This is a genomic window from Herbidospora sp. RD11066, from assembly GCF_054661255.1.
The window spans coordinates 843,243-864,767 of record NZ_BAAGDO010000002.1 but is presented as its reverse complement, the minus strand read 5'-3'; the positions used below and the strand labels follow the sequence as shown (position 1 = coordinate 864,767).

At 71.0% G+C, this 21,525-nt stretch carries 22 protein-coding genes; 6 read left to right on the top strand and 16 right to left on the bottom strand.

Annotation, left to right across the window (positions count from 1 at the left end):
* Positions 1 to 5: 5 nt before the first annotated feature.
* Positions 6 to 1,697, top strand: a complete 1,692-nt coding sequence (locus ACYQ78_RS09800) for a ThuA domain-containing protein (protein WP_459800431.1) — start codon at positions 6 to 8, stop codon at positions 1,695 to 1,697.
* Positions 1,698 to 1,746: 49 nt separating this feature from the next.
* Here the strand turns inward: ACYQ78_RS09800 and ACYQ78_RS09795 are convergent, their stop codons facing one another.
* On the bottom strand, positions 1,747 to 2,598 hold the full coding sequence (locus ACYQ78_RS09795) for a hypothetical protein (RefSeq protein ID WP_459800430.1): 852 nt from the start codon (positions 2,596 to 2,598) through the stop codon (positions 1,747 to 1,749).
* 238 nt (positions 2,599 to 2,836) lie between these two features.
* Between ACYQ78_RS09795 and ACYQ78_RS09790 the strand changes: the two genes are divergently transcribed.
* Positions 2,837 to 4,249, top strand: coding sequence for a family 43 glycosylhydrolase (locus ACYQ78_RS09790; protein WP_459800429.1), 1,413 nt, complete (start codon positions 2,837 to 2,839; stop codon positions 4,247 to 4,249).
* Here the strand turns inward: ACYQ78_RS09790 and ACYQ78_RS09785 are convergent.
* Genes ACYQ78_RS09785 through ACYQ78_RS09730 form a run of 12 tightly spaced genes read right to left on the bottom strand, consistent with a single transcriptional unit; the run spans position 4,236 to position 15,413 of the window.
* The gene (locus ACYQ78_RS09785; RefSeq protein ID WP_459800428.1) at positions 4,236 to 5,198 is read right to left on the bottom strand and encodes an alpha/beta hydrolase family protein; all 963 of its coding nucleotides are present in this window, start codon (positions 5,196 to 5,198) and stop codon (positions 4,236 to 4,238) included. The two genes, ACYQ78_RS09790 and ACYQ78_RS09785, sit on opposite strands and share 14 nt — an antisense overlap.
* A complete protein-coding gene (locus tag ACYQ78_RS09780; RefSeq protein ID WP_459800427.1) occupies positions 5,195 to 6,205 on the bottom strand; it encodes an amidohydrolase family protein in 1,011 nt (336 codons plus the stop codon). Before ACYQ78_RS09780 ends, ACYQ78_RS09785 begins: the two co-directional genes overlap by 4 nt.
* On the bottom strand, positions 6,205 to 6,729 hold the full coding sequence (locus ACYQ78_RS09775; protein WP_459800426.1) for a 3-hydroxyanthranilate 3,4-dioxygenase: 525 nt from the start codon (positions 6,727 to 6,729) through the stop codon (positions 6,205 to 6,207). The genes ACYQ78_RS09780 and ACYQ78_RS09775 overlap by 1 nt, the downstream gene beginning before the upstream one ends.
* Positions 6,726 to 7,127 carry a RidA family protein gene (locus ACYQ78_RS09770; protein WP_459800425.1) on the bottom strand — a complete coding sequence of 134 codons (402 nt, stop codon included), beginning with the start codon at positions 7,125 to 7,127 and terminating at the stop codon, positions 6,726 to 6,728. Before ACYQ78_RS09770 ends, ACYQ78_RS09775 begins: the two co-directional genes overlap by 4 nt.
* Positions 7,124 to 7,837: a 2-keto-4-pentenoate hydratase gene (locus ACYQ78_RS09765; RefSeq protein WP_459800424.1), complete on the bottom strand. Its 714-nt coding sequence runs from the start codon at positions 7,835 to 7,837 to the stop codon at positions 7,124 to 7,126. The genes ACYQ78_RS09770 and ACYQ78_RS09765 overlap by 4 nt, the downstream gene beginning before the upstream one ends.
* Complete coding sequence (gene dmpG, locus ACYQ78_RS09760) at positions 7,834 to 8,841, bottom strand: 4-hydroxy-2-oxovalerate aldolase (RefSeq protein WP_459800423.1); 1,008 nt, start codon at positions 8,839 to 8,841, stop codon at positions 7,834 to 7,836. Before dmpG ends, ACYQ78_RS09765 begins: the two co-directional genes overlap by 4 nt.
* On the bottom strand, positions 8,838 to 9,713 hold the full coding sequence (locus ACYQ78_RS09755; protein WP_459800422.1) for an acetaldehyde dehydrogenase (acetylating): 876 nt from the start codon (positions 9,711 to 9,713) through the stop codon (positions 8,838 to 8,840). The genes dmpG and ACYQ78_RS09755 overlap by 4 nt, the downstream gene beginning before the upstream one ends.
* A complete protein-coding gene (locus tag ACYQ78_RS09750) occupies positions 9,710 to 10,498 on the bottom strand; it encodes a 2-keto-4-pentenoate hydratase (RefSeq protein ID WP_459800421.1) in 789 nt (262 codons plus the stop codon). The genes ACYQ78_RS09755 and ACYQ78_RS09750 overlap by 4 nt, the downstream gene beginning before the upstream one ends.
* Positions 10,495 to 11,988, bottom strand: coding sequence for a 2-hydroxymuconic semialdehyde dehydrogenase (locus tag ACYQ78_RS09745; protein ID WP_459800420.1), 1,494 nt, complete (start codon positions 11,986 to 11,988; stop codon positions 10,495 to 10,497). Before ACYQ78_RS09745 ends, ACYQ78_RS09750 begins: the two co-directional genes overlap by 4 nt.
* The gene (locus ACYQ78_RS09740; RefSeq protein ID WP_459800419.1) at positions 11,985 to 13,307 is read right to left on the bottom strand and encodes an FAD-dependent oxidoreductase; all 1,323 of its coding nucleotides are present in this window, start codon (positions 13,305 to 13,307) and stop codon (positions 11,985 to 11,987) included. Before ACYQ78_RS09740 ends, ACYQ78_RS09745 begins: the two co-directional genes overlap by 4 nt.
* A complete protein-coding gene (gene kynU, locus ACYQ78_RS09735; protein ID WP_459800418.1) occupies positions 13,304 to 14,539 on the bottom strand; it encodes a kynureninase in 1,236 nt (411 codons plus the stop codon). Before kynU ends, ACYQ78_RS09740 begins: the two co-directional genes overlap by 4 nt.
* Positions 14,540 to 14,555: 16 nt before the next feature.
* Complete coding sequence (locus tag ACYQ78_RS09730; protein WP_459800417.1) at positions 14,556 to 15,413, bottom strand: tryptophan 2,3-dioxygenase; 858 nt, start codon at positions 15,411 to 15,413, stop codon at positions 14,556 to 14,558.
* 119 nt (positions 15,414 to 15,532) lie between these two features.
* Here ACYQ78_RS09730 and ACYQ78_RS09725 point away from each other — a divergent pair, with 119 nt between their 5' ends.
* Entirely contained in the window at positions 15,533 to 15,982 is a 450-nt protein-coding gene (locus tag ACYQ78_RS09725; RefSeq protein ID WP_459800416.1) for an Lrp/AsnC family transcriptional regulator, read from the top strand.
* Here ACYQ78_RS09725 and ACYQ78_RS09720 read toward each other — a convergent pair.
* Genes ACYQ78_RS09720 through ACYQ78_RS09710 form a run of 3 tightly spaced genes read right to left on the bottom strand, consistent with a single transcriptional unit; the run spans position 15,954 to position 17,823 of the window.
* Positions 15,954 to 16,973 (bottom strand): LLM class flavin-dependent oxidoreductase, encoded by a 1,020-nt coding sequence (locus ACYQ78_RS09720; RefSeq protein ID WP_459800415.1) that lies wholly within the window; start codon positions 16,971 to 16,973, stop codon positions 15,954 to 15,956. The genes ACYQ78_RS09725 and ACYQ78_RS09720 overlap by 29 nt on opposite strands.
* Positions 16,970 to 17,290, bottom strand: a complete 321-nt coding sequence (locus ACYQ78_RS09715; RefSeq protein ID WP_459800414.1) for a TIGR04076 family protein — start codon at positions 17,288 to 17,290, stop codon at positions 16,970 to 16,972. Before ACYQ78_RS09715 ends, ACYQ78_RS09720 begins: the two co-directional genes overlap by 4 nt.
* Positions 17,287 to 17,823, bottom strand: a complete 537-nt coding sequence (locus tag ACYQ78_RS09710; protein ID WP_459800413.1) for a helix-turn-helix domain-containing protein — start codon at positions 17,821 to 17,823, stop codon at positions 17,287 to 17,289. The genes ACYQ78_RS09715 and ACYQ78_RS09710 overlap by 4 nt, the downstream gene beginning before the upstream one ends.
* A 225-nt stretch (positions 17,824 to 18,048) precedes the next feature.
* Between ACYQ78_RS09710 and ACYQ78_RS09705 the strand changes: the two genes are divergently transcribed.
* From ACYQ78_RS09705 to ACYQ78_RS09695, 3 genes are read left to right on the top strand one after another with little or no spacing between them, the layout of a single operon-like run.
* Positions 18,049 to 19,635 (top strand): ABC transporter substrate-binding protein, encoded by a 1,587-nt coding sequence (locus ACYQ78_RS09705; protein WP_459800412.1) that lies wholly within the window; start codon positions 18,049 to 18,051, stop codon positions 19,633 to 19,635.
* Positions 19,622 to 20,692 carry an ABC transporter permease gene (locus ACYQ78_RS09700; protein WP_459800411.1) on the top strand — a complete coding sequence of 357 codons (1,071 nt, stop codon included), beginning with the start codon at positions 19,622 to 19,624 and terminating at the stop codon, positions 20,690 to 20,692. The genes ACYQ78_RS09705 and ACYQ78_RS09700 overlap by 14 nt, the downstream gene beginning before the upstream one ends.
* The gene (locus tag ACYQ78_RS09695) at positions 20,689 to 21,525 is read left to right on the top strand and encodes an ABC transporter permease (protein ID WP_459800410.1); all 837 of its coding nucleotides are present in this window, start codon (positions 20,689 to 20,691) and stop codon (positions 21,523 to 21,525) included. The genes ACYQ78_RS09700 and ACYQ78_RS09695 overlap by 4 nt, the downstream gene beginning before the upstream one ends.

The window sequence follows — 21,525 nt, the reverse complement described above, 5'->3', positions numbered from 1 at the left end:
GACCCATGCTGCGACATCTGACCTCTGCCGTGGTCGCGTTGGCCACCGCCGCCGCCGTGACGGTGTTCCCGGCGGTCCCCGCCCAGGCCGCCAGCTACAAGGTGCTGGTCTTCTCCAAGACGGCCGGGTTCCGGCACGACTCGATCTCCGTCGGGATCCAGGCGATCCGCGACCTCGGGTCGGCGGGCGACTTCACCGTCGACGCCACCGAGGACTCCAGCGCCTTCACCTCCTCCAACCTGTCCCAGTACAAGGCGGTGGTGTTCCTCAGCACGACCGGTGACGTGCTGAACGACACCCAGCAGTCGGCCTTCCAGTCGTATGTGGACGGCGGCGGCGGTTACGTCGGCGTCCACGCGGCCGCCGACACCGAGTACAACTGGTCCTACTACGGGCAGCTCGTGGGGGCCTGGTTCAACAGCCACCCCTCGATCCAGCAGGCCACCGTACGGAACGAGGACCGGGCGCACGCCGCGACCGCGCACCTGGGGACGACCTGGTCGCGTACCGACGAGTGGTACAGCTACCGGAGCAACCCCCGCGCGAACGTGAAGGTCCTGCAGAACCTCGACGAGAGCACCTACAGCGGCGGCGGCATGGGCGACCACCCCATCACGTGGTGCCACCCGCAGTCGGCCGGGCGCGCGTTCTACACCGGCCTGGGCCACACCCAGGAGTCCTACTCCGACTCCAACTTCCGCACGCTGCTGCTCGGCGGCATCAGGTACGCGGCCAAGGCGGCCCACGCCGACTGCCGCCCGGAGACCGGGTACACCGCCCTCTACAACGGCTCGACGACGGGCTGGCAGCAGGTCGGCGCGGGGTCGTTCTCCAACAGCTCGGCCACGCTGACCTCCTCGGGCGGCATGGGCATGCTCTGGTACGGCACCAAGCAGTTCGGGTCCTACTCGCTCAAGCTCGACTGGAAACTGACCGGCGACTCCAACTCGGGCGTCATCGTGGGCTTCCCCACCCCGGGCAGCGCCCAGGGGGCGCTCGACACCGGGCACGAGGTGCAGATCGACGCCACCGACAGCTCCGACAAGACGACGGGCGCGATCTACGGCTTCAAGGCGGCCGACCAGACCGCCCGCGACGCCGCGCTCAACCCGCCGGGCTCGTGGAACACCTACGAACTGCTGGTGGAGGGCGAGCGCCTCCAGGTGTTCCTGAACGGCGCCAAGATCAACGACTTCACCAACACCGACGCCAACCGCTCGCTCACCCAGGGCTACATCGGCATCCAGAACCACGGATCCCCGGACGTGGTGCAGTACCGCAACATCCGCATCAAGGAACTGACCACCACCACGCCCACGGCCGCCCCCGTCCGGGGGGTGGCGTCGAACCGGTGCCTGGACGTCAACGGCGCCTCCCAGACCAACGGCGCGCTGGCCCAGATCTGGGACTGCAACGGCCAGTCGAACCAGCAGTGGACGGCCACGTCGTCGGGCGAACTGCGGGTCTACGGCGGCAAGTGCCTCGACGTCAGCGGCGCGGGCACGGCCAACGGCACGGCCGTCCTGATCTGGGACTGCAACGGCCAGAACAACCAGAAGTGGACCCTCAACTCCAACGGCAGCATCACCGCCGTCGGTGCGAACAAGTGCCTGGAGGTGAACGGCACCGCCAACGGCACCAAGGCCCGCATCTGGACCTGCAGCGGCGCCACCAACCAGAGGTGGACCCGCTCCTGACGTAGTCCTGGAGCCGGGCCGGGGAAGCGACCCGGCTCCAGCCGCCGTCCTACTCGAAGGCGCAGGTCGCGTAGGCGATCACGCTCCACTCCCTGGTGGTGGTGCTCAGTTCGCCCGCGCTCGCCCTGGTCGTGTGGGTGGAGGGTAGGAACTCGAAGAGCACGGTCTCACCGGCGGCGCCGGGGATGGAGAATCCGCCGCCGAGCGCCACCTTCCCTTCGGGACAGAACACCACCGTGCCCTTGTCGTCCGAGTCCTCTTCGGTCTCCTCGTGGACGACCTGGAGACCGAACGGCCGCTCCTCGGCGCAGATCGCGAAGACCCGCAGCGAGTAGTTCCCGCCGTAACCCCGGTGGTTCTCCTTGGTGTGCACCGAGACGGAGTCGAGCGTGGGGATCATGTCGGTGACGCTCACGTTCCCGCGCGCGCCCTCCATCTGGTAGCCCGACCCGAGCAGCCAGTCGCCCTCGTCACAGGAGACGTCGAGGTCCTTGGGATTGGGGTGCAGGCCGGTGATCAGGGAGCGGACGGTGGTGCCCCCGCGCGGGTTCCCGCACACGGCCCACACCTTGATCCGCCACGGGGAGCCCGTGCCGGCCAGGGTCTCGACGCCGTAGGCGCTGACGGAGGTGCCGGTCGGGATCACCTCGTCGATGATCACCTTCCCGACCACACCGCCGACCACGTCTCCGATGATCTCGGCTCCGGTGCCGATCACCCGCTTGTTGTCGGGACAGGCGATCTCGGCGCCCTTGTCGTTGGAGTTGCTGTCGCTGGTGTCGCTGACCACCACACGGCCGGGGACGTCGGCCGACGCCGCGGTGGCCGTCAGCGTGACGCCGGCGACCAGCGCGATGAGGAGCGGCACAGCCGCTCGGATGCGTAATGCGGGGATGTTCATGTGGACCCCTCCTGGCGGGAGCCGTTCCCCGCCTGTCGGAGAGGGCGTCCCGTCCCCGCACTGTGAGCTCGCCCGCGCTCCCGCACCGCGCCCTTTTACGGCCTCACTCCGCGAACCTTTCAGTGGTGCGGGCGCGGCTCCTGCGCCGATGCGGGCGCCCGTTGACACGGGTGAGGGGCCGGGTTAGCCATGAGATCTGATGTTAGCGATAACAGAAGGATCCTGAGGGGACCCCATCATGCGCCTGTTACGCCTGGTCGTCGCCGTGGCGACGCTGCTCCTGCTGACCCCGCTGCCCGCGCGGGCGAGCCCGGCCGTGCAGTACACCAACCCGATCGCGGCGCAGCGCGCCGACCCGCACATCTTCCGGCACAGCGACGGCTACTACTACTTCACCGCCACCGCGCCCGAATACGACCGCATCGTGCTGCGCCGCGCGACCACGATCCAGGGCCTCGCCACTGCCCCGGAGACCGTCATCTGGCGCAGGCACACCTCCGGCGAGATGGGCGCGCACATCTGGGCGCCCGAGATCCACTTCATCAACGGCCGCTGGTACGTCTACTTCGCCGCCGGCCGCACCGACGACATCTGGCGCATCCGCATGTACGTGCTGGAGAGCACCGCGGCCAACCCCCTGACCGGCACGTGGACCGAACGCGGGCGCATCTCCACCCCCTGGGACACCTTCTCGCTGGACGCCTCGACCTTCGTGAACAACGGTGTCCGCTACCTGATCTGGGCCCAGTCGGAACCGGGCATCTCCACCAACTCCAACCTCTACATCGCCCGGATGGGCGCCAATCCGTGGCAGATCACCGGGGCCACCACCCGCCTGACGATCCCCACCCTGGCCTGGGAGACCCGCGGCTACCGGGTGGCGGAGGGCCCGTCGGTGATCCAGCGGAACGGGCGGCTGTTCCTGACCTACTCAGCCAGCGCCACCGACGCCAACTACTGTCTCGGCCTGCTGACCGCCTCGGCGAGCGCCGACCCGCTCAACGCGGCGTCGTGGACCAAGAGCGCCAACCCGGTGTTCGTCTCCAACGCCGCGACCAGCCAGTATGGCCCCGGGCACAACTCGTTCACGGTCTCGGAGGACGGCCAGAGCGACCTGCTGGTCTACCACGACCGGTCGTACCAGAACATCTCCGGCGACCCGCTCAACGACCCGAACCGGCGCACGCGCGTCCAGAAGATCTACTGGCGGTCCGACGGCACGCCCGACTTCGGGATCCCCGTGCCCGACGGCGCCACGCCGGTGCGCATCATGTCCGGAAATCTCGCGATACGGCACTGGGAGTACCGCGCCCGGCTCGAAGCCAACGTCACCCCGCTGGCCGACAGCCAGTTCCGGCAGGTCACCGGCCTGACCGGGTCGGGGACGGTGTCGCTGGAGTCGACCAACTTCCCCGGCTACTTCCTGCGGCACCGCAACCACGAGGCCTGGGTCGAGCGCAACGACGGCTCCACGCTGTTCCGTTCCGACGCGACCTTCTACCGGCGCACGGGGCTGACCGGCGGCGGGGTCTCGTACGAGTCGGTCAACTTCCCGGGCTACTTCCTGCGCCACCGGTCGGGGCTGATCTTTGTCGAGCAGAACGACGGCACCGCCGCCTTCCGGAGCAGCGCCACGTTCACCCTCGAATAGCCTCCATGGTCGCCGCCCAGATCTCGGACGCCGGGTCGATCACCGAGAAGTGGTCGCCCGGACGTTCGAGGTGGGTGACGTCGTCGGAGCGCGCGGCGTAGCGGCGGTTGAAGTCGATCAGGTCGGGGTCGTCGTCGTGGCCGATGACGAGGAGACTCCGCGCGCCGAGCGGGAGGCGGGCCATCGGGTCGGCGGCGGCGTACACCTCGGGGAGTTCGGTCCGGGAACCGCCGAGGGCGCGGGCGACCGCGCCCGTGCCGACCCGGCGGCGCTCGCCTTCGGCGAGGTCGACCACCCCGGCCAGGGAGACGGCCAGGTCGATGCGGGGGTCGTCGGCGGCGGCCCGCAGGGCGAGCTGGCCGCCCGCCGAATGGCCGAAGACCACGACGCGATCGAAGTCGAGGTGCCCGATCCCCGCCGCGACGTCGGCGACGGTGGCCTGCCAGCCGTGCCGGTCGGGGCGGCGGTATTCCAGGTTCCACGACGCGTAGCCGCGCTCGGCCAGGTCGATGGCGAGGGCGTCCATCAGGTCGGCGGCCCAGATCGAGCGCCAGTAGCCGCCGTGGACGAGCACCGCGAGCGTCAGTGGGCCTCCGTCGTGGTGCGGCGGCAGGCGCAGCTCGCCCCACTGCTCGTCGCCGGGACCGTAGGCGATGCGCTCGGCCGGGTGCCGCCGCCGGTGCACGGCATGGCGGATCGCCCAGATCAGGCCACCCAGGCCGCGGCCGTAGAGATGGGCGGACCCCGAGGAGACCTCGACGGGGCCGGTGCCGGCGGGGTCGTACCAGACGACGGGAGCGGGGTGCGGCGCCGGTGCGCCCAGCGCGACCACCGTCTCGGCCTCCTCGAACCCGGTCGTCACCCGGCCCTCGACCCCCAGCCGCCGGAACTCCTCCTCGGCGATCCGCCGGACGAGCTCCGCGTCGAAACCGTCTGCTACGACGATCATCGATCGCCCTCCGTTCTGCCCAGGAAGCGCAGCGCGTTGCCGGACAGCAGCTTGTCCCGCTGTGCCGCGTCGAGGAAATCGGCGTCGCGCACCACCTTCCCGGCCGGGCGTTCGCCCAGCGGATAGGGGTAGTCGCTGCCGACCATCACCCGGTCGTCGCCCATCGTGTCGACCAGCAGGCGCAGGGCGGCCGGGTCGAACACGACGCTGTCGACGGAGAACCGGTCGACGTAGTGGCTCGGCGGATGCTCCGACCGGCCGCGCACCACGTCGCCCCGGCGGTGCCACGCGTTGTCGGCGCGGCCGAGCCAGAACGGGAAACTGCCGCCGCCGTGGGCGAAGCACAGCCGCAGCGTCGGCGGCACCGCGTCGAACACGCCGCCGAGGATGAGCGCCAGCACCGACAGGTGGGTCTCGGCCGGCATGCCGGTCAGCCAGCGCGCCATCCACCGGTCGAGCCGGGGGCCGCCCGGCATGTCCCACGGGTGCACGAACACCGGCGCCCCGACCTCCGCGCAGTGCCGGAGGAACATCACGATCCCCGGATCGTCCAGGTCGCGGTCGCCGACGTGGTTGCCGATCTCGACGCCCACATGGCCGTTGGCGAGACAGCGGTCGAGCTCCTCGCACGCCGCCTCCGGATCCTGGAGCGGCACCTGGCAGAAAGGCACGAAGCGGTCGTGTACGGCCATCTCCAGGGTCAGGTCGTTGAAGATGCGCGCCACCTTCACCGCCTGGTCGGCCGGGCGCTCGTACGAGAAGAAGACCGGAGTGGGCGAGACGACCTGCACGTCAACGCCGTCGGCGTCCATGTCGGCCAGCCGGGTGTCCGGATCCCAGGCCTGGGCGCCGATCGGGCGGAACTCGGTCTCACCCACCATGATCATGGCGGCGCGTTCGGAGTCGACGCGCAGCCAGGGCCAGTCCGTGCCGCCGCACCGCGCGGCCAGGTCGGGCCACCCCTTCGGCACCAGATGGGTGTGGACGTCGACGACGGGCGAGGCCATCAGCCCTTGCCCGGGTGGAGCGCGCCGCAGTTCCCGCAGGTGCGGGCGGCCTCGTCGGCGTAGAACGCCTGGAACACCGGCGGCAGGTCCTGGACGATGTCGCGCACCTGGAGCTCGACCTCATGGAGCAGCGTGCCGCAGTCGAGGCAGTACCACTGGAACCTCTCCAGCGTGCCCTCCTCGCGCACCCGCTCGACCACCATGCCGATCGACCCGGCCTCCGGCCGCTGCGGCGAGTGCGGCACGTTCCCCGGCAGCATCCACATCTCGCCCTCCCGGATGTGGACGGTCCGGGGCCCGTCGGGCGTCATCAGGTTGACGTGCATATTGCCTTTGACCTGGTAGAAGAACTCCTCGTAGGGGTCGACGTGGAAGTCGGTCCGCTGGTTGGGGCCGCCCACGACCTGCACGATGAAGTCCGACCCGCCCGGGAACATCTCCTTGTTGCCGACCGGCGGCTTCAGCAGGTGCTGGTTCCCCTCGATCCAGCCAGGGAAGTTCACCGGCTCCGTGATGTCGGTCATTTCTCGACTCCTTCCGGCAGTAGCGCCACGGCCTGTATCTCGATCAGCAGATGGGGGTGGGGGAGCTGGTGCACCGCCACGGTGGTGCGGGCGGGCCCGGTCTCGTCGAAGTACTCGGCCCAGACCTCGTTGTAGCCCCCGAAGTCGTTCATGCTCACCAGGTAGGTCGTCACCTGCACCAGGTCGGCGAGCCCCGCCCCGGCGGTGGCGAGGATCTCACCGATGTTCTCGATCACCGCCCGGGTCTGCACCCGGATGTCCAGCGAGGTCGTCCCCATCGCATCGGCTGCGGCTCCGGCGATGGTGTTGTCTGGACGACGGCTGGAGGTGCCCGAGACGAACGCGAACCCTCCGGCGATCTTCACATGCGGAAACCGGCCGCGCGGGGTGGCGATCATGAGGCCGCCTTGAATGAGGTTGTGCCGAGCTTTTCGACCACCGCGCGCACGTGGTCGCCCGGGTTCAGGGGCACCGCCGCCGTGGCGGCGCCCGCGAGGACGATCCAGCCGTCGCGGAGGTCAACGCCCCGGCCTCCGGCCAGGCGGGCCGCCGCGTCGAAGGCTCTGCGGGGGTCGCCGAGGATGGCGGCCGTCGAGCCCGTCTGGACGACGCGGCCGTTCACCTCCAGGAGCACGCCGAGATTGTCCAGCCCCTCGGGCACCGGGCGCCACTGGCCGACGACGAAACCGGATGCCGAGGTGTTGTCGGCGATCACGTCGGGCAGCGAGAAGTCGAAGCCCTCGAAGCGGGAGTCGATCAGTTCCAGCGCGGGAGCGACCGCCGCGATGCCCGAGCGGTCGACCAGGAACGCGACCTCCGGTTCGGCGCGCGGGTGGATCAGCCGTGAGAGGTCGACCGTGTCGGCGATCCTCATTCCGTCGGTCAGGTGGCCCCAGATGACCTCGTCCACGCCGACCTGGGCCATCTTGGCTCTGCTGGTCAGGCCCATCTTCACGCCGACGAGGCGTTCGCCGCGTGCCAGGCGGCGTTCGACGAGGGCGCGCTGCACCTCGTAGGCCCGGGAAGGGTCGAGGCCGGCAGCGAGGCGGGGGATGGCGGTGGCCGTCAGGGCCGCGTGGTCGAGGCGGGTGGCGAGTTCGGTGATCATCGGGTTCCTCCGAGGTCGAGGGCCACGTCGACGATCATGTCCTCCTGGCCGCCGACCATGCGGCGGCGGCCCAGTTCGACCAGGATGGCGCGCACGTCCACGCCGTAGCGGTCGGCGGCGCGTTCGGCGTGGCGCAGGAAGCTGGAGTAGACCCCGGCGTAGCCGAGCGAGAGCGTCTCGCGGTCGACCCGCACGGGGCGGTCCTGCAAGGGCCGGACCAGGTCGTCGGCGGCGTCCATCAGGGCGAACACGTCGCAGCCGTGCGGCCAGCCGTGGAGTTCGGCGACGGCGGCGAAGACCTCCAGCGGGGCGTTGCCCGCTCCGGCGCCCATCCCGGCCAGCGACGCGTCGACCCGGGTCGTGCCGTGCTCGACGGCGACGACGCTGTTGGCGACGCCGAGCGACAGGTTGTGGTGGGCGTGGATGCCGATCTCGGTGGTCTCGTCGAGCACCTGGCGGTAGGCGTCGACCCGTTCGGCGACCTCCCGCATGAGCAACCGGCCGCCCGAGTCGGTGACGTAGACGCAGTGGGCGCCGTACGACTCCATCAGCTTGGCCTGTCCGGCCAGGGTCGCCGGGTCGGCCATGTGGGACATCATCAGGAAACCGGCCACGTCCATGCCGTTGTCCCTGGCCCAGGCGATGTGCTGGGCGGAGATGTCGGCCTCGGTGCAGTGGGTGGCGACGCGCACGCTGGTGACGCCGAGGTCGCGGGCGGCCTTCAGGTCGGCGATGGTGCCGATGCCCGGAAGGAGCAGGGTGGTGAGCCGGGCCCGCGTCATCACCGAGGCGGCGGCCTCGATCCACTCGGCGTCGGTCGCCGCGCCGTGGCCGTAGTTGACGCTCGATCCGGCCAGGCCGTCGCCGTGGGCGACCTCGATGGCGTCGACCCCGGCCGCGTCGAGGGCGGCGGCGATCGTGGCCACCTGGTCGGGGGTGTAGCGGTGGGCGATGGCGTGCATGCCGTCGCGCAGGGTGACGTCCTGGATGTAGAGGCGGTTCACCGGGCCACCATCCGTTCGGCCGTGCGCAGCGCCGCCGAGGTCATGATGTCGAGGTTGCCGGCGTACGCGGGCAGGTAGTGCCCGGCGCCGGAGACCTCCAGGAAGACCGACACCTGCAGGCCGGCGTCCACGGGATCGAACTGCACCTCTTGCTTGAGGCGGTAGCCGGGCACGTACTCCTGCACGGAGGCCACCATCTCGGTCACCGAGCGGGTGATGGCGTCGCGGTCGGCGTCCGCGCACAGGCAATAGACGGTGTCGCGCATGAGCAGCGGGGGCTCCGCCGGGTTGAGCACGATGATCGCCTTGCCGCGTTCGGCGCCGCCGACGACCTCGATCGCCCGGGACGTGGTCTCGGTGAACTCGTCGATGTTGGCGCGGGTGCCCGGCCCGGCCGACCTCGACGCGATGGAGGCGACGATCTCTCCGTACACGACCGGAGTGACCCTGCCGATGGCGGCCACGATCGGGACGGTGGCCTGGCCGCCGCAGGTGACCATGTTGACGTTGCGTTCGGTGAGATGTTCGTCGAGGTTCACGGGCGGCACGACGTAGGGGCCGATCGCCGCCGGGGTCAGGTCGACGACGAGCCTGCCGTGGGCGCGGAGCACCTCGTCGTTGTGCCGGTGGGCTCCGGCCGAGGTGGCGTCGAAGACCACCTCGACGTCGGCGAACTCGGGCATGGCGACCAGGCCCTCGACGCCCTGGTCGGTGGTGGCCACGCCCAGGCGCCGGGCCCGCGCGAGGCCGTCGGAGGCGGGGTCGATCCCGGCCATCGCGACCATGCGCAGTGTCTTCGACAGGCGCAGCACCTTGATCATCAGATCGGTGCCGATGTTGCCCGACCCGATCACCGCCACTCCGGCGTTCACTCGCCACCTCCGAAACAGGTTCTGACCGAGCCGAGGCCGGAGATCCGCGCCTCGTAGGCGGCGCCCGGCGTCACCGGCACCATCGGGCCGAGCGCGCCGGAGAGCACCACGTCACCGGCCTGGAGCGGGCGGCCCGCGCGGGCGAGCGTCCCGGCGAGCCAGGCCACGGCGTGGGCCGGGTTGCCCAGGCAGGCCGCGCCCGCGCCGACCGAGACCGGCTCGCCGTCGTGTTCGAGGACCGCGCCGCAGAGCCGCAGGTCCACGTCGGCGATCCGCCTGGGGCTGGTGCCGAGGACGAACAGGCCGCTGGAGGCGTTGTCGGCGACGGTGTCCACGATGGAGATGTCCCAGTTCGCCACCCTGCTGCCGACGATCTCGATGGCCGGGAGCAGGTGGTCGGTGGCGCGGATGACGTCCACGACCGTGACCTGCTCGTGGGGCAGGCCGTCGCCGAGCACGAACGCGATCTCCGCCTCCACCCGGGGCTGGAGCACCCGCCCGGCGGCGACCTCGGCGCCGTCGGGCACCGCCATGTCGGCGAACAGCACCCCGAAGTCGGGCTGGAAGACGCCGAGGGCCTTCTGGACGACGGGGTTGGTCAGCCCGATCTTCGCGCCGACCGGCCGCCGCCCCTCGGCGATCCACTGGTCGACCTGCGCCTGCTGGACGGCGTAGGCGGTGGCGACGTCCCCTTCGGGCAGCAGGTCGCCGCGCAGGGGAGGGCACGGGGTGCCGGTGTCGTAGGCGTCGCGCAGGAGCGTCGCGGCGCGCCGGATGTCGGTCATGAGAGGTCCACGCAGACGTTGGTGAGTTCCGAGTAGAAGGCGAGCGAGTGCACGCCGCCCTCGCGGCCGACCCCCGACGCCTTGACCCCGCCGAACGGGGTGCGCAGGTCGCGCAGGAACCAGGTGTTGACCCAGACGATCCCGGCGTCGAGCCGGGCGCCCGAACGGTGGGCGCGGCCGACGTCGCGGGTCCAGACGGTCGCGGCCAGGCCGTAGGCGCTGTCGTTGGCCAGCGCGAACGCCTCCTCCTCGTCGTCGAACGGGGCGACGTGGCAGACCGGGCCGAAGATCTCCTCCCGGTTGGTGCGGGCGTCCTGGCCGAGCCCGGTGAGCACGGTCGGCCGCACGTAGGCGCCGCCGTCCCGCACGTCGTCGAAGACCGGCACGCCGCCTCCGGCCAGCACGGTCGCGCCCTCCTCGCGGGCCAGGTCGTAGTAGCCGAGCACCTTCTCGCGGTGCGCCCGGGAGATCAGCGGCATCGTGCCGGTCGCCGGGTCGGACGGCCAGCCGAACCCCTGCTCGGCGGCCCGCCGCGCCAGCCGTTCGGCGAACTCCGCGAAGACCGGCCGCTGCACGTAGAGCCGTTCGGTGCACAGGCAGACCTGGCCGCCGTTGGTGAAGCTGGAACGCACCGAGCCCTCCACGGCGGCGTCGAGGTCGGCGTCCGCGAAGACCAGGCCCGCGTTCTTGCCGCCGAGCTCGAACGAGACGGCCTTCACGCCGTCGGCCGCCGCCCGCATGATCGCGCCGCCGGTGGCCGACTCGCCGGTGAAGGTGATCGCGTCCACCTCCGGATGGGTGGTGAGGAACTCGCCCGCCGAGCCGGGGCCGAAGCCATGCACGAGGTTGAACACCCCGTCGGGCACGCCGACCGCCGCCATCACCTCGGCCAGCAGCGTCGCCGAGGCGGGCGTCTCCTCCGACGGCTTGACGACGACCGCGTTGCCGCAGGCCAGCGCGGGGGCGACCTTCCAGGTGAGCAGCAGCAGCGGCAGGTTCCACGGCACGATGACCGCCACGACGCCGACCGGCTTGCGGACCGCGTAGTTGAGCGCCCGGCCGCCCGTGACGAACGATTCCGTCGGGGTGGTGGCGGCGATCTCGGCGAAGGCCCGGAAGTTGGCCGCGCCGCGCGGGATGTCCAGGGTCCTGGCCTGCGAGATCGGTTTGCCGGTGTCGGCGACCTCGGCGGTGACCAGGTCGTCGAACCGCCGGTCGAGCTCGTCGGCGACGGCGTTCAGGACCTTCGCCCGCTCGCGTTCGTCCATGCGGCCCCACGGTCCGCGCATCGCGCGGCGGGCGGCCAGGACCGCCGCGTCGACGGTGTCGGCGCCCGCCTCGGCGACCTCGAAGACCGTTTCGCCGGTGACCGGGCTGACCTTGGCGAACGTCCTCCCGCCTGCGATGAACCGGCCGTCGACGAAGTTGCGCAGCAGGCCCGGCTCGCCGGACGGGCGGCCGGACATCAGCTCCGGCGTCCACAAGGTCATGCGCTTCGCCTCCCCGCGCTGATCAGAACGCCTAGAACCAGCGCTCCCGCGGCGGCCGCACCCAGCACCCGATGCTGGCGGCGGACCCGCCGCCACACCTGCGCGTAGGGGACGGTGGAGAAGGAGACCAGTTCGTAGCGGGAGACGTAGCGGCCGGGCAGAGCCCGCTCCAGGGCGTGTTCGACCTTCTTCTGGAGCTGGAAGACCGGCGAGGCGACCTTGTCGCGCATCTCGACGAAGTTCGCCAGGGCCATCTTGGCGATGGCCTCGGTGTCGTCTCTGCGCCGCTCCTCGTAGAGGGGGAGCGCCCGCGTCCAGTCGCCGCCGGTCTCGTCGAGGCGGCGGTCGAGTTCGACGACGTCCTCGAAGGCGCAGTTGGCGCCCTGGCCGTAGAAGGGCACGATCGCGTGGGCGGCGTCGCCGATCAGCGCCACCTTCCCGCCGGTCTGCCACGGGGTGCAGCGCACGGTGCCGAGCGGGCCGACGGGGTTGTGCCGGTAGTCCTCGACGAGGGTGGGTGCCAGTTCGATCAGGTCGGGGTAGTGCTCGGCGAAGTGGCGCTGGATCGCCGCCGGGCTGCCGATCGAGGCGAAGCTGCTGGTGCCGCTCGTGGGCCAGAACAGGGTGCAGGTGAACGAGCGGTCGGGGTTGGGCAGGGCGATCATCATGGACGTGCCGCGCGGCCAGATGTGCAGGGCGTCCGGGGCCAGCGCGAACTCGCCGTCGCGGGGCGGGATGCGCAGCTCCTTGTAGCCGTAGTCGAGGAAGTCGAGGCTCTCGGTCAGCCCGGCGTGGGCGAGCAGCTGGGCCCGCACCGCCGAACCGGCGCCGTCGGCGCCGAGCACCACGGCGGCCCTGGCCCGGGTGGTGCCTGCCGGGGTCTCGTAGGTCATGTCGCCGGTGCGCGGGTCGAGGGCGGTCAGCTTGTGGTCGAAGGCGATGCGGACACCGGGGTGTTCCGCCGCCGCGCTGAGCAGGGCGTTGTTGAGGGCCGAGCGGCTGATCGAGTTGATCGCCCGCTCGCCGTCGTGGCTGTAGGGCTGGAAGTCGAGGTCGCCCTTCACCGGGTGGATGACCCGGCCGCGCATCGGCAGGGCGTCGGCCATGACCTGCTCGTCCAGGCCGATGCGGCGCAGCGCGTCCAGGCCCCGCTCGGACAGGGCGAGGTTGATCGAGCGGCCACGTTCGACGGTGCCGGTGCGGGGGTCGGGACGCCGTTCGTACAGGGCGACCCGCAGGCCGCGCCTGGCCAGGAAGCAGGCGAGCAGGCAACCGGCCAGGCCGGCGCCGACGATGGCTATCTCGTCCGGGTCGCTCATCGGTCCTCCTCGATGACGTGCGCGAGGGCGTCGGCCAGACGCCAGCAGTCGTGGTAGGTGCAGTACAGGGGGACCGGCGCGGCCCGGACGATGTCCGGCTCCCTCGCGTCGGTGATGACGCCGAACTCGAAGCGGAGCCGTTTGGCCAGCTCATGGGCGCTGCCGCTGCTGATGCGGAGGGAGAGCTGGCTGCCCCGGCGGGCGGGGTCGCGCGGGGTGACCACGGTGACCGGGAGTTCGTCGAGCAGCGATTCCAGGTAGCCGGTCAGGCGGATGCCGCGGGCGCGCAGGTCGGCCATGCCGTACCGGTCGAAGATCTCCAGGGAGGTGCGGACCGGGCCCATCGCGTAGATCGGCGGGTTGGAGATCTGCCAGGCGTCGGCCGTGGCCGGAGGACGGGAGACGGGCGTCATCTCGAAGCGCGTGGCCGGTTCGGTGCTCCACCAGCCCTCGAACCGCTGCACGGCCGGGTCGCCGAGGTGCCGCTCGTGCACGAACACGCCGCCGAGCGCGCCAGGACCCGCGTTCAGGTACTTGTAGGAGCACCAGGCCGCGAAGTCGGGCCCCCACGCGTGCAGGTCGAGCGGGACGTTCCCGGCGGCGTGCGCCAGATCCCAGCCCACCAGCGCACCGGCCTCGTGCCCGGCCCTGGTGATCGCCGGGATGTCCATGAGCTCGCCGGTGAGGTAGTTGACCCCGCCGAGCAGCACCAGCGCGACCTCGTGACCCTCCCGTTCGAGGTATCCGAGCACGTCGGCGGGGTCGAGGCGGACCACCGTCTCGTCGGGGTCGAGGCCGTGGAAGCGGGCCTGGCTGCGGACCGCGTAGCCGTCGGAGGGGAAGGCGGTGTCCTCGATGACGATCTTCGTCCGGGTGCCCTCGGGACGGTAGAAGGACACCATCAGCAGGTGCAGGTTGACCGTCAGCGAGTTCATCACCACGGTCTCCTCCGGCAGCGCGCCGACCAGCCGCGCGGCGGTGCCGGTCAGGAGTTCGTGGTAGGGCAGCCACGGCCGGGCGGCGTCGAGATGGCCCTCGACGCCGAGCCGCGCCCAGGCGTCGAGGTCGTCGAGCAGGTCGCCCCGAGTCGCCTTGGGCTGGAGACCCAGGGAGTTCCCGGCCAGGTAGGCGGTCTCGGCGTAGCGGCCGCCCTCGGCCGGGGGGACGTGGAACAGGTCGCGGTGCCCGGGATCGGCCGTGTCGCGGGCGAGGGCGTCGTCTTCGGTGAACATGGTCCGGCTCCGGGGTTCAGACGTGGGTCCGTGCGGACCAGATCTCGGGGAAGACGACGCGGGCCAGGCTGCGGCGCAGCCAGTTCGCCCCGGCCGAGCCGCCGCTGCCGGGCTTCTCGCCCATGGTCCGCTGCACCGCCTTGAGGTGCAGCCAGCGCCAGTCGCCGAAGCCGTCGGCGAGGTCGGTGAGCGCCTCGCCGAGCGACCAGAGGTGGTTGCCGGGGGTGTTCTCCCGGTAGACCTCCACCCAGGCGGCCTCGACGGCGGGGTGGCTCTCGTGCTCGAAGGTCACGTCGCGTTCCAGCAGGTCACGGGGGAGGTCGAAGCCCTGGCGGGCGAGCACCGCGATCACGTCGTCCCACAGGCTGGGCGCGCGCAGGGTGTCCTGGAGGGAGGCGTACACCTCGGGCTGGCGCTGGAAGGGCCGCAGCAGCGTCGCGCTGCGCAGGCCCAGCAGGAATTCCAGGTGCCGGTACATCGCCGACTGGAACCCCGAGGCCTCGCCGAGCTGGTCGCGGAAGCGGTTGAAGTCGGCCGCCGTCATCCAGTCGAGCCCGCGCCAGGCGGCGTTGAGGCCGTGGACGTCGAGGGTGGCGCGTCTCAGCGGGGCGAGCGCGCCCCAGACGTCGTCGTCGCGCAGCAGCCGCTGGGCCTCGCGCAGTTCGAAGCAGGTCAGGCCGAAGTAGAGCTCCATGATCTGGCTGACCATGAGGAAGGACATCTCGCCGGGGTCCTTGCTGATGGTCCGTTGGAGCGAGTGCAGGGTGCCGGCGTGCACGTAGACGTCGTACGGCAGACCGTCGGCGAACTCCAGAGTGGGGTTCCCGCCGTTGGCGGCGGCCCTGGCCGCGCGTGTGCTGTTCGTGCTCTCCACGGGCCTCATGCTCCACCAAACGGTCATCTGCCGAGAAGGAGCACTTAATGGTACGCTGCGCCCCTGGCCTGTGGTTTCACGGCCAAACCGGTCAACCGCTTAACGAACCGAAGGTCGCCATGGACGATATGGATTGGGCGCTGCTGCGCGAGCTGCAGGTCGACGCGCGGCTGTCCTTCAGCGAGCTGTCCCGCCGGGTGCACCTGTCGCCGCCCGCCGTGGCCGAGCGGGTGAGGCGGCTGGAGGAGACGGGCGTCATCTCCGGCTACCACGCCCGGGTCGACCTGACCCGCACCGGCTGGCCCGTGATGGCGATCATCCGGATGTCCTGTTACGGCCCCAACTGCATGCTGCGCGACCCGTCGGTGGCCCAGTGGCCGGAGGTGCTGGAGATCCACCGGATCACCGGCGACGCCTGCTGCATTGTCAAGGTCGCCGCCGAGACGATGGACGCCTTCGAGCACGTCATCGACCGGCTCGCGCCCTACGGCCAGCCGTCGAGCACGATGGTGCTGTCGACCCCGCTGCCGTGGCACGCTGTCACGCCGCCCCGGACCTCGCCCGCCTGAGTCCGGGCAGCACCGCGGACCCCAGGAGTTCCACCCCGCGCCGGTCGCTCAGCCCGTGGGGGGTGCCGAACTCGACCCGGCGCACTCCGGCGTCGATGAGCGCCTGCGCCTGCGCGGCGACGTGGTCGGGGGTGCCCGCGAAGGCGAACAGGTCGAGCAGGTCGCCGGGGATGAGGCGGCCCGCCTCCTCGTGACGGCCGGCGTCGACCAGCTCCTTCACCTGGGTCACCAGGTCGGCCGGGATCTCCAGGGTGGGGTCGAGGTCGGCCACGACCGCCAGGTACATGGCCACCTCGGCGCGTGCCCGGGAGCGGGCCGCCGCACCGTCGGTGTCGACGACGGTGACCGCGCCGAGCACGATCCCGACGTCGTCGGCGTTCCGTCCGGCGGCCTCGGCGCCGGGCCGGAGCCGTTCGCGGATCACCTTCACCATCGCCGGGTTGGCGCTGCCGCCGACCTTGATCTCGTCGGCGATGCGCCCGGCCAGCGCCGCCCCCTTGGCGCCCCACGCGCCGAGCAGCAGCGGGGGATCGGGGCGGTGCACCGGGTAGCGGAGCGTGGTGCCCGGGGCCAGCCGGAACACCCGGCCCTCGAAGCCGCTCGCGTCGCCGCGCAGCAGGCGGTAGACGACCTGCGCCGACTCCTCCAGGGTGGCCAGCGGGCGCTGCTGGTCGATGCCGACCGCGCCCAGCCAGGTTCCCCGCGCCAGGCCCAGGTAGGCGCGGCCCTTCGAGGCCAGGTCGAGGGCGGCGATCTGGCCCGCGATCTCGTAGGGGGCCAGCGAGTAGGGGTTGAGGCAGGCGACGCCCAGGCGCACCCGCTCGGTGGCGGCGGCCATCTCCAGCAGGGGGAAGATCGGCGGCTGGTACATGAGGTCGCCGAAGACGGTCAGCACGTCGAAGCCGAGGTCCTCGGCGGTGCGGGCCAGCCGCGCGTAGTCGCCCGCGCCCTTGTCGCTCTGGAGGCCGAGCCCGATCTCGACGGTACTCATGTCAGATCTGCCGAGTTCATCCCGCGGCGGCCGGTGCGGGAGACCCGCATGATCAGGCGCTCCTCCGGGTCGGGGCAGGCGAACTCGCTGTCCTGGGCCAGCCAGTCGCCGGACGCCAGGTCACGCTGCTTGGCCGCGAGGAACGGGAGCACGGAGGCCAGGGCGTACACGCAGAAGTGCCGCCCCTCCGGCAACGTCAGATGGGCGCTGTTGGTGAGGTCGAAGTGGTCGCCGACCCTCATGCCGCAGACCGACCGGCCCTCGATGCGGTCGACGGTGACCCGGAGGTCGTAGAGCTCCATGTCGGGTTCGGTCATGGCGTCGGGGGGTTTATGGCCAAAACGATCTCCGTGTTGGTCGCAGAGTCATTCAGGTAGCGGTGTGGCCGGTTGGAGTCGAGGGTCAGGCTCTCGCCGGCGGTGACGGTGTAGACCGACTTCTCGACCTGGACGGTCAGCGTGCCCGACACGACGTACACGCACTCCAGCGACGGATGGCTCCACAGCTCCTCGCTGGAGACCTCGCCGGGCGCCAGCACGGCGTGCAGCACTTCGAGCTGCCCGTTGCCGGGGGTCAGCCGCTCGTAGCGGATCTGGCCGTTGGGCGCGCCGAGGGTGGTGCGCTCACCGGGCCGGCTGATCCACACCGCGGGGGCGGCCGGGTCTTCGAACAGCGAGGCGATGGACGCGCCGAACACCCCCGCCAGGCGGCGCAGGGTCGACAGGCTCGGCTCGGTGATGCCCCGCTCGATCTGGCTGAGCAGCGTCGGAGAGACCCCGGCCTGCTCGGCCAGGGCGCGCAGACTCATCCCCCGTTCGGTGCGCAACTCGTGCAAGCGATCTCCGATCACCCACGCCGTCCTTTCCTACCATCGAGTTGTCACGTGCAGGTTAACTACACGCGTGGCAGCACGGTAGGGGTGCGGGCAGACGCCGTCAACAGACAGTTGTGAGCAGGTGATCTGCGGTAACCGGTCTTGACGGGCTCCCTGCCGACGGCCTAGCGTGCCCGGTCAACGTGCAGTAAGGCTGCACGTCGCCCCACATTTGTTCGTAGCCCGGCCTTGGAGACCCCCATGAAGATCCGCCGGTCTGCCGGTGCGCTCACCGCAGCAGTGGCCCTGAGCCTGCTCGCCGCCTGTGGCGGCGGCAACTCCGCCGCCCCGTCCTCGCCCGGCGGGCAGGCCGGGAAGACCCTCGTCATCGACACCGCGTTCCAGCTGAAGACCACCGACCCGGCCCGCATGTTCGAGCCCTCGGGGTTGCTGATCGACCAGACGATCTACGACACGCTGCTGACCTTCAAGGGCGGCGACGTGACCAAGCCGGTTCCGGCGCTCGCGGAGTCGTTCACCGCCTCCGACGACGCCAAGACCTTCACCTTCAAGCTTCGCCCCGAGGCGAAGTTCTCCGACGGCACCCCGGTCACCTCGGCCGACGTCGCCTTCTCGCTCAACCGCGTGAAGAACGTCAAGGGCAACCCGTCGTTCCTGATGGCGGGCCTCACGGTCACCGCGCCCGACGCGACCACCGTCGTGATCGCCAGCGAGGAGCCGAACACCGCCATCCCGTTCATCCTGCCGAACCCCGCGCTGGGCATCGTCAACTCGGCGGTGGCCAAGAAGAACGGCGCCAGCGACGCCGAGGGCGCCGACAAGGCCGACACCGCCGAGGCGTTCTTCAACAAGACCTCGCTCGGCAGCGGCCCGTACATCCTGGAGAGCTACAGCACCACCTCGCAGGTCGTGCTGGCCGCGAACCCCAACTACTGGGGCACCAAGCCGGTCTACTCCAAGGTCGTCGTGCGCAACACGCAGGCCAACGTGCAGCGGCTCAACGTCCAAAAGGGCGAGTCGCAGATCGCGGTGGACCTGTCGGCCGAGCAGGCCAAGGGCATGACCGGCCTCCAGGTCGTCAACGGCGCCTCGCCGAACCTGTTCTTCCTGTTCACGAACAACAATCCGGAGATCTCCAAGATCTCCTCCAACCCCAAGTTCCAGGAGGCCGTCCGCTACGGCGTCGACTACCAGGGACTGATCGACCTGGCCGGTGAGGGCGCCGTGCAGGCGCCCGGCGTCGTGCCCTCGGTCTTCCTGGGCGCGCTCCCGGCCGCCGACGGGATCAAGCGCGACGTCGCCAGGGCCAAGGCCGCGCTGGCCGCGTCGGGCCTGCAGAACCCGACCGTCAAGCTGAACTACCCGAGTGACGTGCAGGTCAACGGGCTCCAGTTCGGCGACCTCGCGGCCCGCGTGCAGGCCAACCTCAAGGAGGTCGGCATCAACGTCGAGCTGGCCCCCGCGTCGGTGCAGACCGCGCTGGAGTCCTACCGGGGCGGCACCGAGGAGCTCGGCCTGTGGTACTGGGGCCCCGACTTCCCCGACCCCAGCAACTACCTCAACTTCCTGCCCGGCCAGCTCGTGGGCCTGCGGGCCGGATGGGCCGAGGGCTCGGCCCCCGAACTGGAGGAACTGGGCGCCAAGGCCCGCAGCACCGTCGACGACACCGCCCGCTCGGCGCTGTACGTCGACATCCAGCACAAGATGAACGAGGCGGGCCCGATGATGCCGCTGATCCAGCCGGCGCAGATCCTGGTCGCCGCGAAGTCGGTGACCAACCTGCAGTCGAACGCCCTCTGGCTGGTCAACGTCCGTGAGCTCGGCTAAGCCGAAAAGCGGCACCGCCGGGGCCTCGCGCCCCGGCGGGGTGCTGCTGCGGTTCCTCGCCCGGCGGCTGGCGGCCGCCCTGCTGCTGTGCGTCGGCATCACCCTCGTGGCCTTCACCCTGACCCAATTGGTCCCGGGCGATCCCGCCGCCGCCAACCTGGGGCAGCAGGCGATCGGCGACCCGGCGGCGGTGGCCGCGTTCCGCGCCAAATACGGGCTCGACCAGCCGATTCCGGTGCAGTACCTGACGTACATCGGCAACGTGTTCCAGGGGAACCTGGGCATGTCGCAGCAGAGTCACCGGCCGGTGGCCGAGGACCTCGCCGAGTTCGTGCCCGCGACGATCGAGCTCGCGCTGTTCGCGATCGTGGTGTCGCTGCTGGTCGGCGTCGCCCTCGGCGTGGTGGCCGCGGTCAACCGCGACCGCTGGCCCGACCAGGTGCTGCGGGTGGTCAGCCTGGGCGGGGTGTCCATGCCGACCTTCTGGGTCGCGCTCGTCGCGTTCTACCTGCTGTCGTTCAAGTTCGACCTGTTGCCGGGGACCGGGCGGCTCGATCCGGTGATGAGCCCGCCGCCGTACACGACCGGCTTCTACTCGGTGGACGCGGCGCTGGCCGGACAGTGGGACGTCATGTGGTCGGCGCTCGGCCACCTGGTGCTGCCCGCCTTCGTGCTGGCCGTCTACACGGTGGGCATGCTGATGCGCTTCAGCCGCGCGTCGGTGCTGGAGATCCTCGGGAACGACTACGTGCGCGCGGCCCGGGCCAAGGGCCTGCCCGAACGCGTCGTCATCGTGCGCCACGTGCTGCGCCCCGCGATGGTCGCGATCATCACGGTGGCCGGCGTCGCCTTCGGCAGCCTGCTGTCGGGCGCCGTGCTGGTGGAGAAGATCTTCTCCTGGCCCGGCGTCGGCCAGTACGCCTACCGCAGCGCGGTCAACCTCGACCTGCCCGGCATCATGGGCGTCAGCATCGTCGTCGCCGCCGTCTACATCCTCATCAACCTGCTCGTCGACCTGCTGTACGGGGTCATCGACCCGAGGATCAGGCTCACATGACGACTGGATCCCGCACCCCGTGGCGGCAGCCCCTGGCTCTGGTCGGCGCCGCCTTCGTCGTGCTCTGGGTGCTGGTGGCGCTGCTCGCGCCCGTCCTCGCGCCCTACGGCCCGGTCGACCAGATCGCCGACAAGCTGCTCGAACCCTCGGCCACCCACCTGTTCGGCACCGACCAGCTCGGCCGCGACGTGCTCAGCCGGGTGATCTACGGCGCGCAGGTGTCGCTGCCGCTGGCGTTCCTGCTGGTGGCGCTGTCGGCGGTGATCGGGTCGGTCGTCGGCGCGGTGGCCGGGTTCTTCGGCGGCTGGGTCGACGGCACGCTCATGCGGCTGGCCGACCTGGTGTTCGCCTTCCCCGGCATCATCCTGGCGATGGCGGTCGCCGCCGCCCTCGGCCCCGAACTGCGCAACGCGGTTCTGGCGGTCGTCGTGGTGTCGTGGCCGTCGTACGCCCGGCTGGTGCGCGGGCTGGTCCTGTCGGCCCGCAACTCCGAGTACGTCGCCGCCGGGCGGCTGCTCGGATCCTCCTCGGTCCGCACGATGATCGTCGACCTGCGGCCGAACGTCGCCGGGCCGGTGCTGGTCATGGCGGCGCTCGACGTCGGCAACGCCGTGCTGCTGCTGTCGGGCCTGTCGTTCCTCGGGCTCGGCGCGCAGCCGCCCATGGCCGAATGGGGCTCGATGGTGGTGTCGGGGATGGACTACTTCGACCTGTGGTGGCTGTGGCTGTATCCGGGCCTGTCCATCCTGACCGTCGTGCTCGCCTTCAACTTCGTCGGAGACACGCTGCGGGACGCCCTCGATCCGCGCACCGCGCGTGCCATCAGGGGGTGA

What these genes read in the sequence shown, in the direction of transcription:
- ACYQ78_RS09795 (WP_459800430.1), bottom strand. Translation starts at nt 2,598, where the DNA reads ATGAACATCCCCGCATTACGCATCCGAGCGGCTGTGCCGCTCCTCATC.
- ACYQ78_RS09750 (WP_459800421.1), bottom strand. Translation starts at nt 10,498, where the DNA reads ATGACCGACATCCGGCGCGCCGCGACGCTCCTGCGCGACGCCTACGAC.
- ACYQ78_RS09745 (WP_459800420.1), bottom strand. Translation starts at nt 11,988, where the DNA reads ATGACCTTGTGGACGCCGGAGCTGATGTCCGGCCGCCCGTCCGGCGAG.
- ACYQ78_RS09775 (WP_459800426.1), bottom strand. Translation starts at nt 6,729, where the DNA reads ATGACCGACATCACGGAGCCGGTGAACTTCCCTGGCTGGATCGAGGGG.
- kynU (WP_459800418.1), bottom strand. Translation starts at nt 14,539, where the DNA reads ATGTTCACCGAAGACGACGCCCTCGCCCGCGACACGGCCGATCCCGGG.
- ACYQ78_RS09725 (WP_459800416.1), top strand. Translation starts at nt 15,533, where the DNA reads ATGGACGATATGGATTGGGCGCTGCTGCGCGAGCTGCAGGTCGACGCG.
- ACYQ78_RS09720 (WP_459800415.1), bottom strand. Translation starts at nt 16,973, where the DNA reads ATGAGTACCGTCGAGATCGGGCTCGGCCTCCAGAGCGACAAGGGCGCG.
- ACYQ78_RS09740 (WP_459800419.1), bottom strand. Translation starts at nt 13,307, where the DNA reads ATGAGCGACCCGGACGAGATAGCCATCGTCGGCGCCGGCCTGGCCGGT.
- ACYQ78_RS09695 (WP_459800410.1), top strand. Translation starts at nt 20,689, where the DNA reads ATGACGACTGGATCCCGCACCCCGTGGCGGCAGCCCCTGGCTCTGGTC.
- ACYQ78_RS09790 (WP_459800429.1), top strand. Translation starts at nt 2,837, where the DNA reads ATGCGCCTGTTACGCCTGGTCGTCGCCGTGGCGACGCTGCTCCTGCTG.
- ACYQ78_RS09785 (WP_459800428.1), bottom strand. Translation starts at nt 5,198, where the DNA reads ATGATCGTCGTAGCAGACGGTTTCGACGCGGAGCTCGTCCGGCGGATC.
- ACYQ78_RS09800 (WP_459800431.1), top strand. Translation starts at nt 6, where the DNA reads ATGCTGCGACATCTGACCTCTGCCGTGGTCGCGTTGGCCACCGCCGCC.
- ACYQ78_RS09780 (WP_459800427.1), bottom strand. Translation starts at nt 6,205, where the DNA reads ATGGCCTCGCCCGTCGTCGACGTCCACACCCATCTGGTGCCGAAGGGG.
- ACYQ78_RS09765 (WP_459800424.1), bottom strand. Translation starts at nt 7,837, where the DNA reads ATGATCACCGAACTCGCCACCCGCCTCGACCACGCGGCCCTGACGGCC.
- ACYQ78_RS09705 (WP_459800412.1), top strand. Translation starts at nt 18,049, where the DNA reads ATGAAGATCCGCCGGTCTGCCGGTGCGCTCACCGCAGCAGTGGCCCTG.
- ACYQ78_RS09770 (WP_459800425.1), bottom strand. Translation starts at nt 7,127, where the DNA reads ATGATCGCCACCCCGCGCGGCCGGTTTCCGCATGTGAAGATCGCCGGA.
- ACYQ78_RS09715 (WP_459800414.1), bottom strand. Translation starts at nt 17,290, where the DNA reads ATGACCGAACCCGACATGGAGCTCTACGACCTCCGGGTCACCGTCGAC.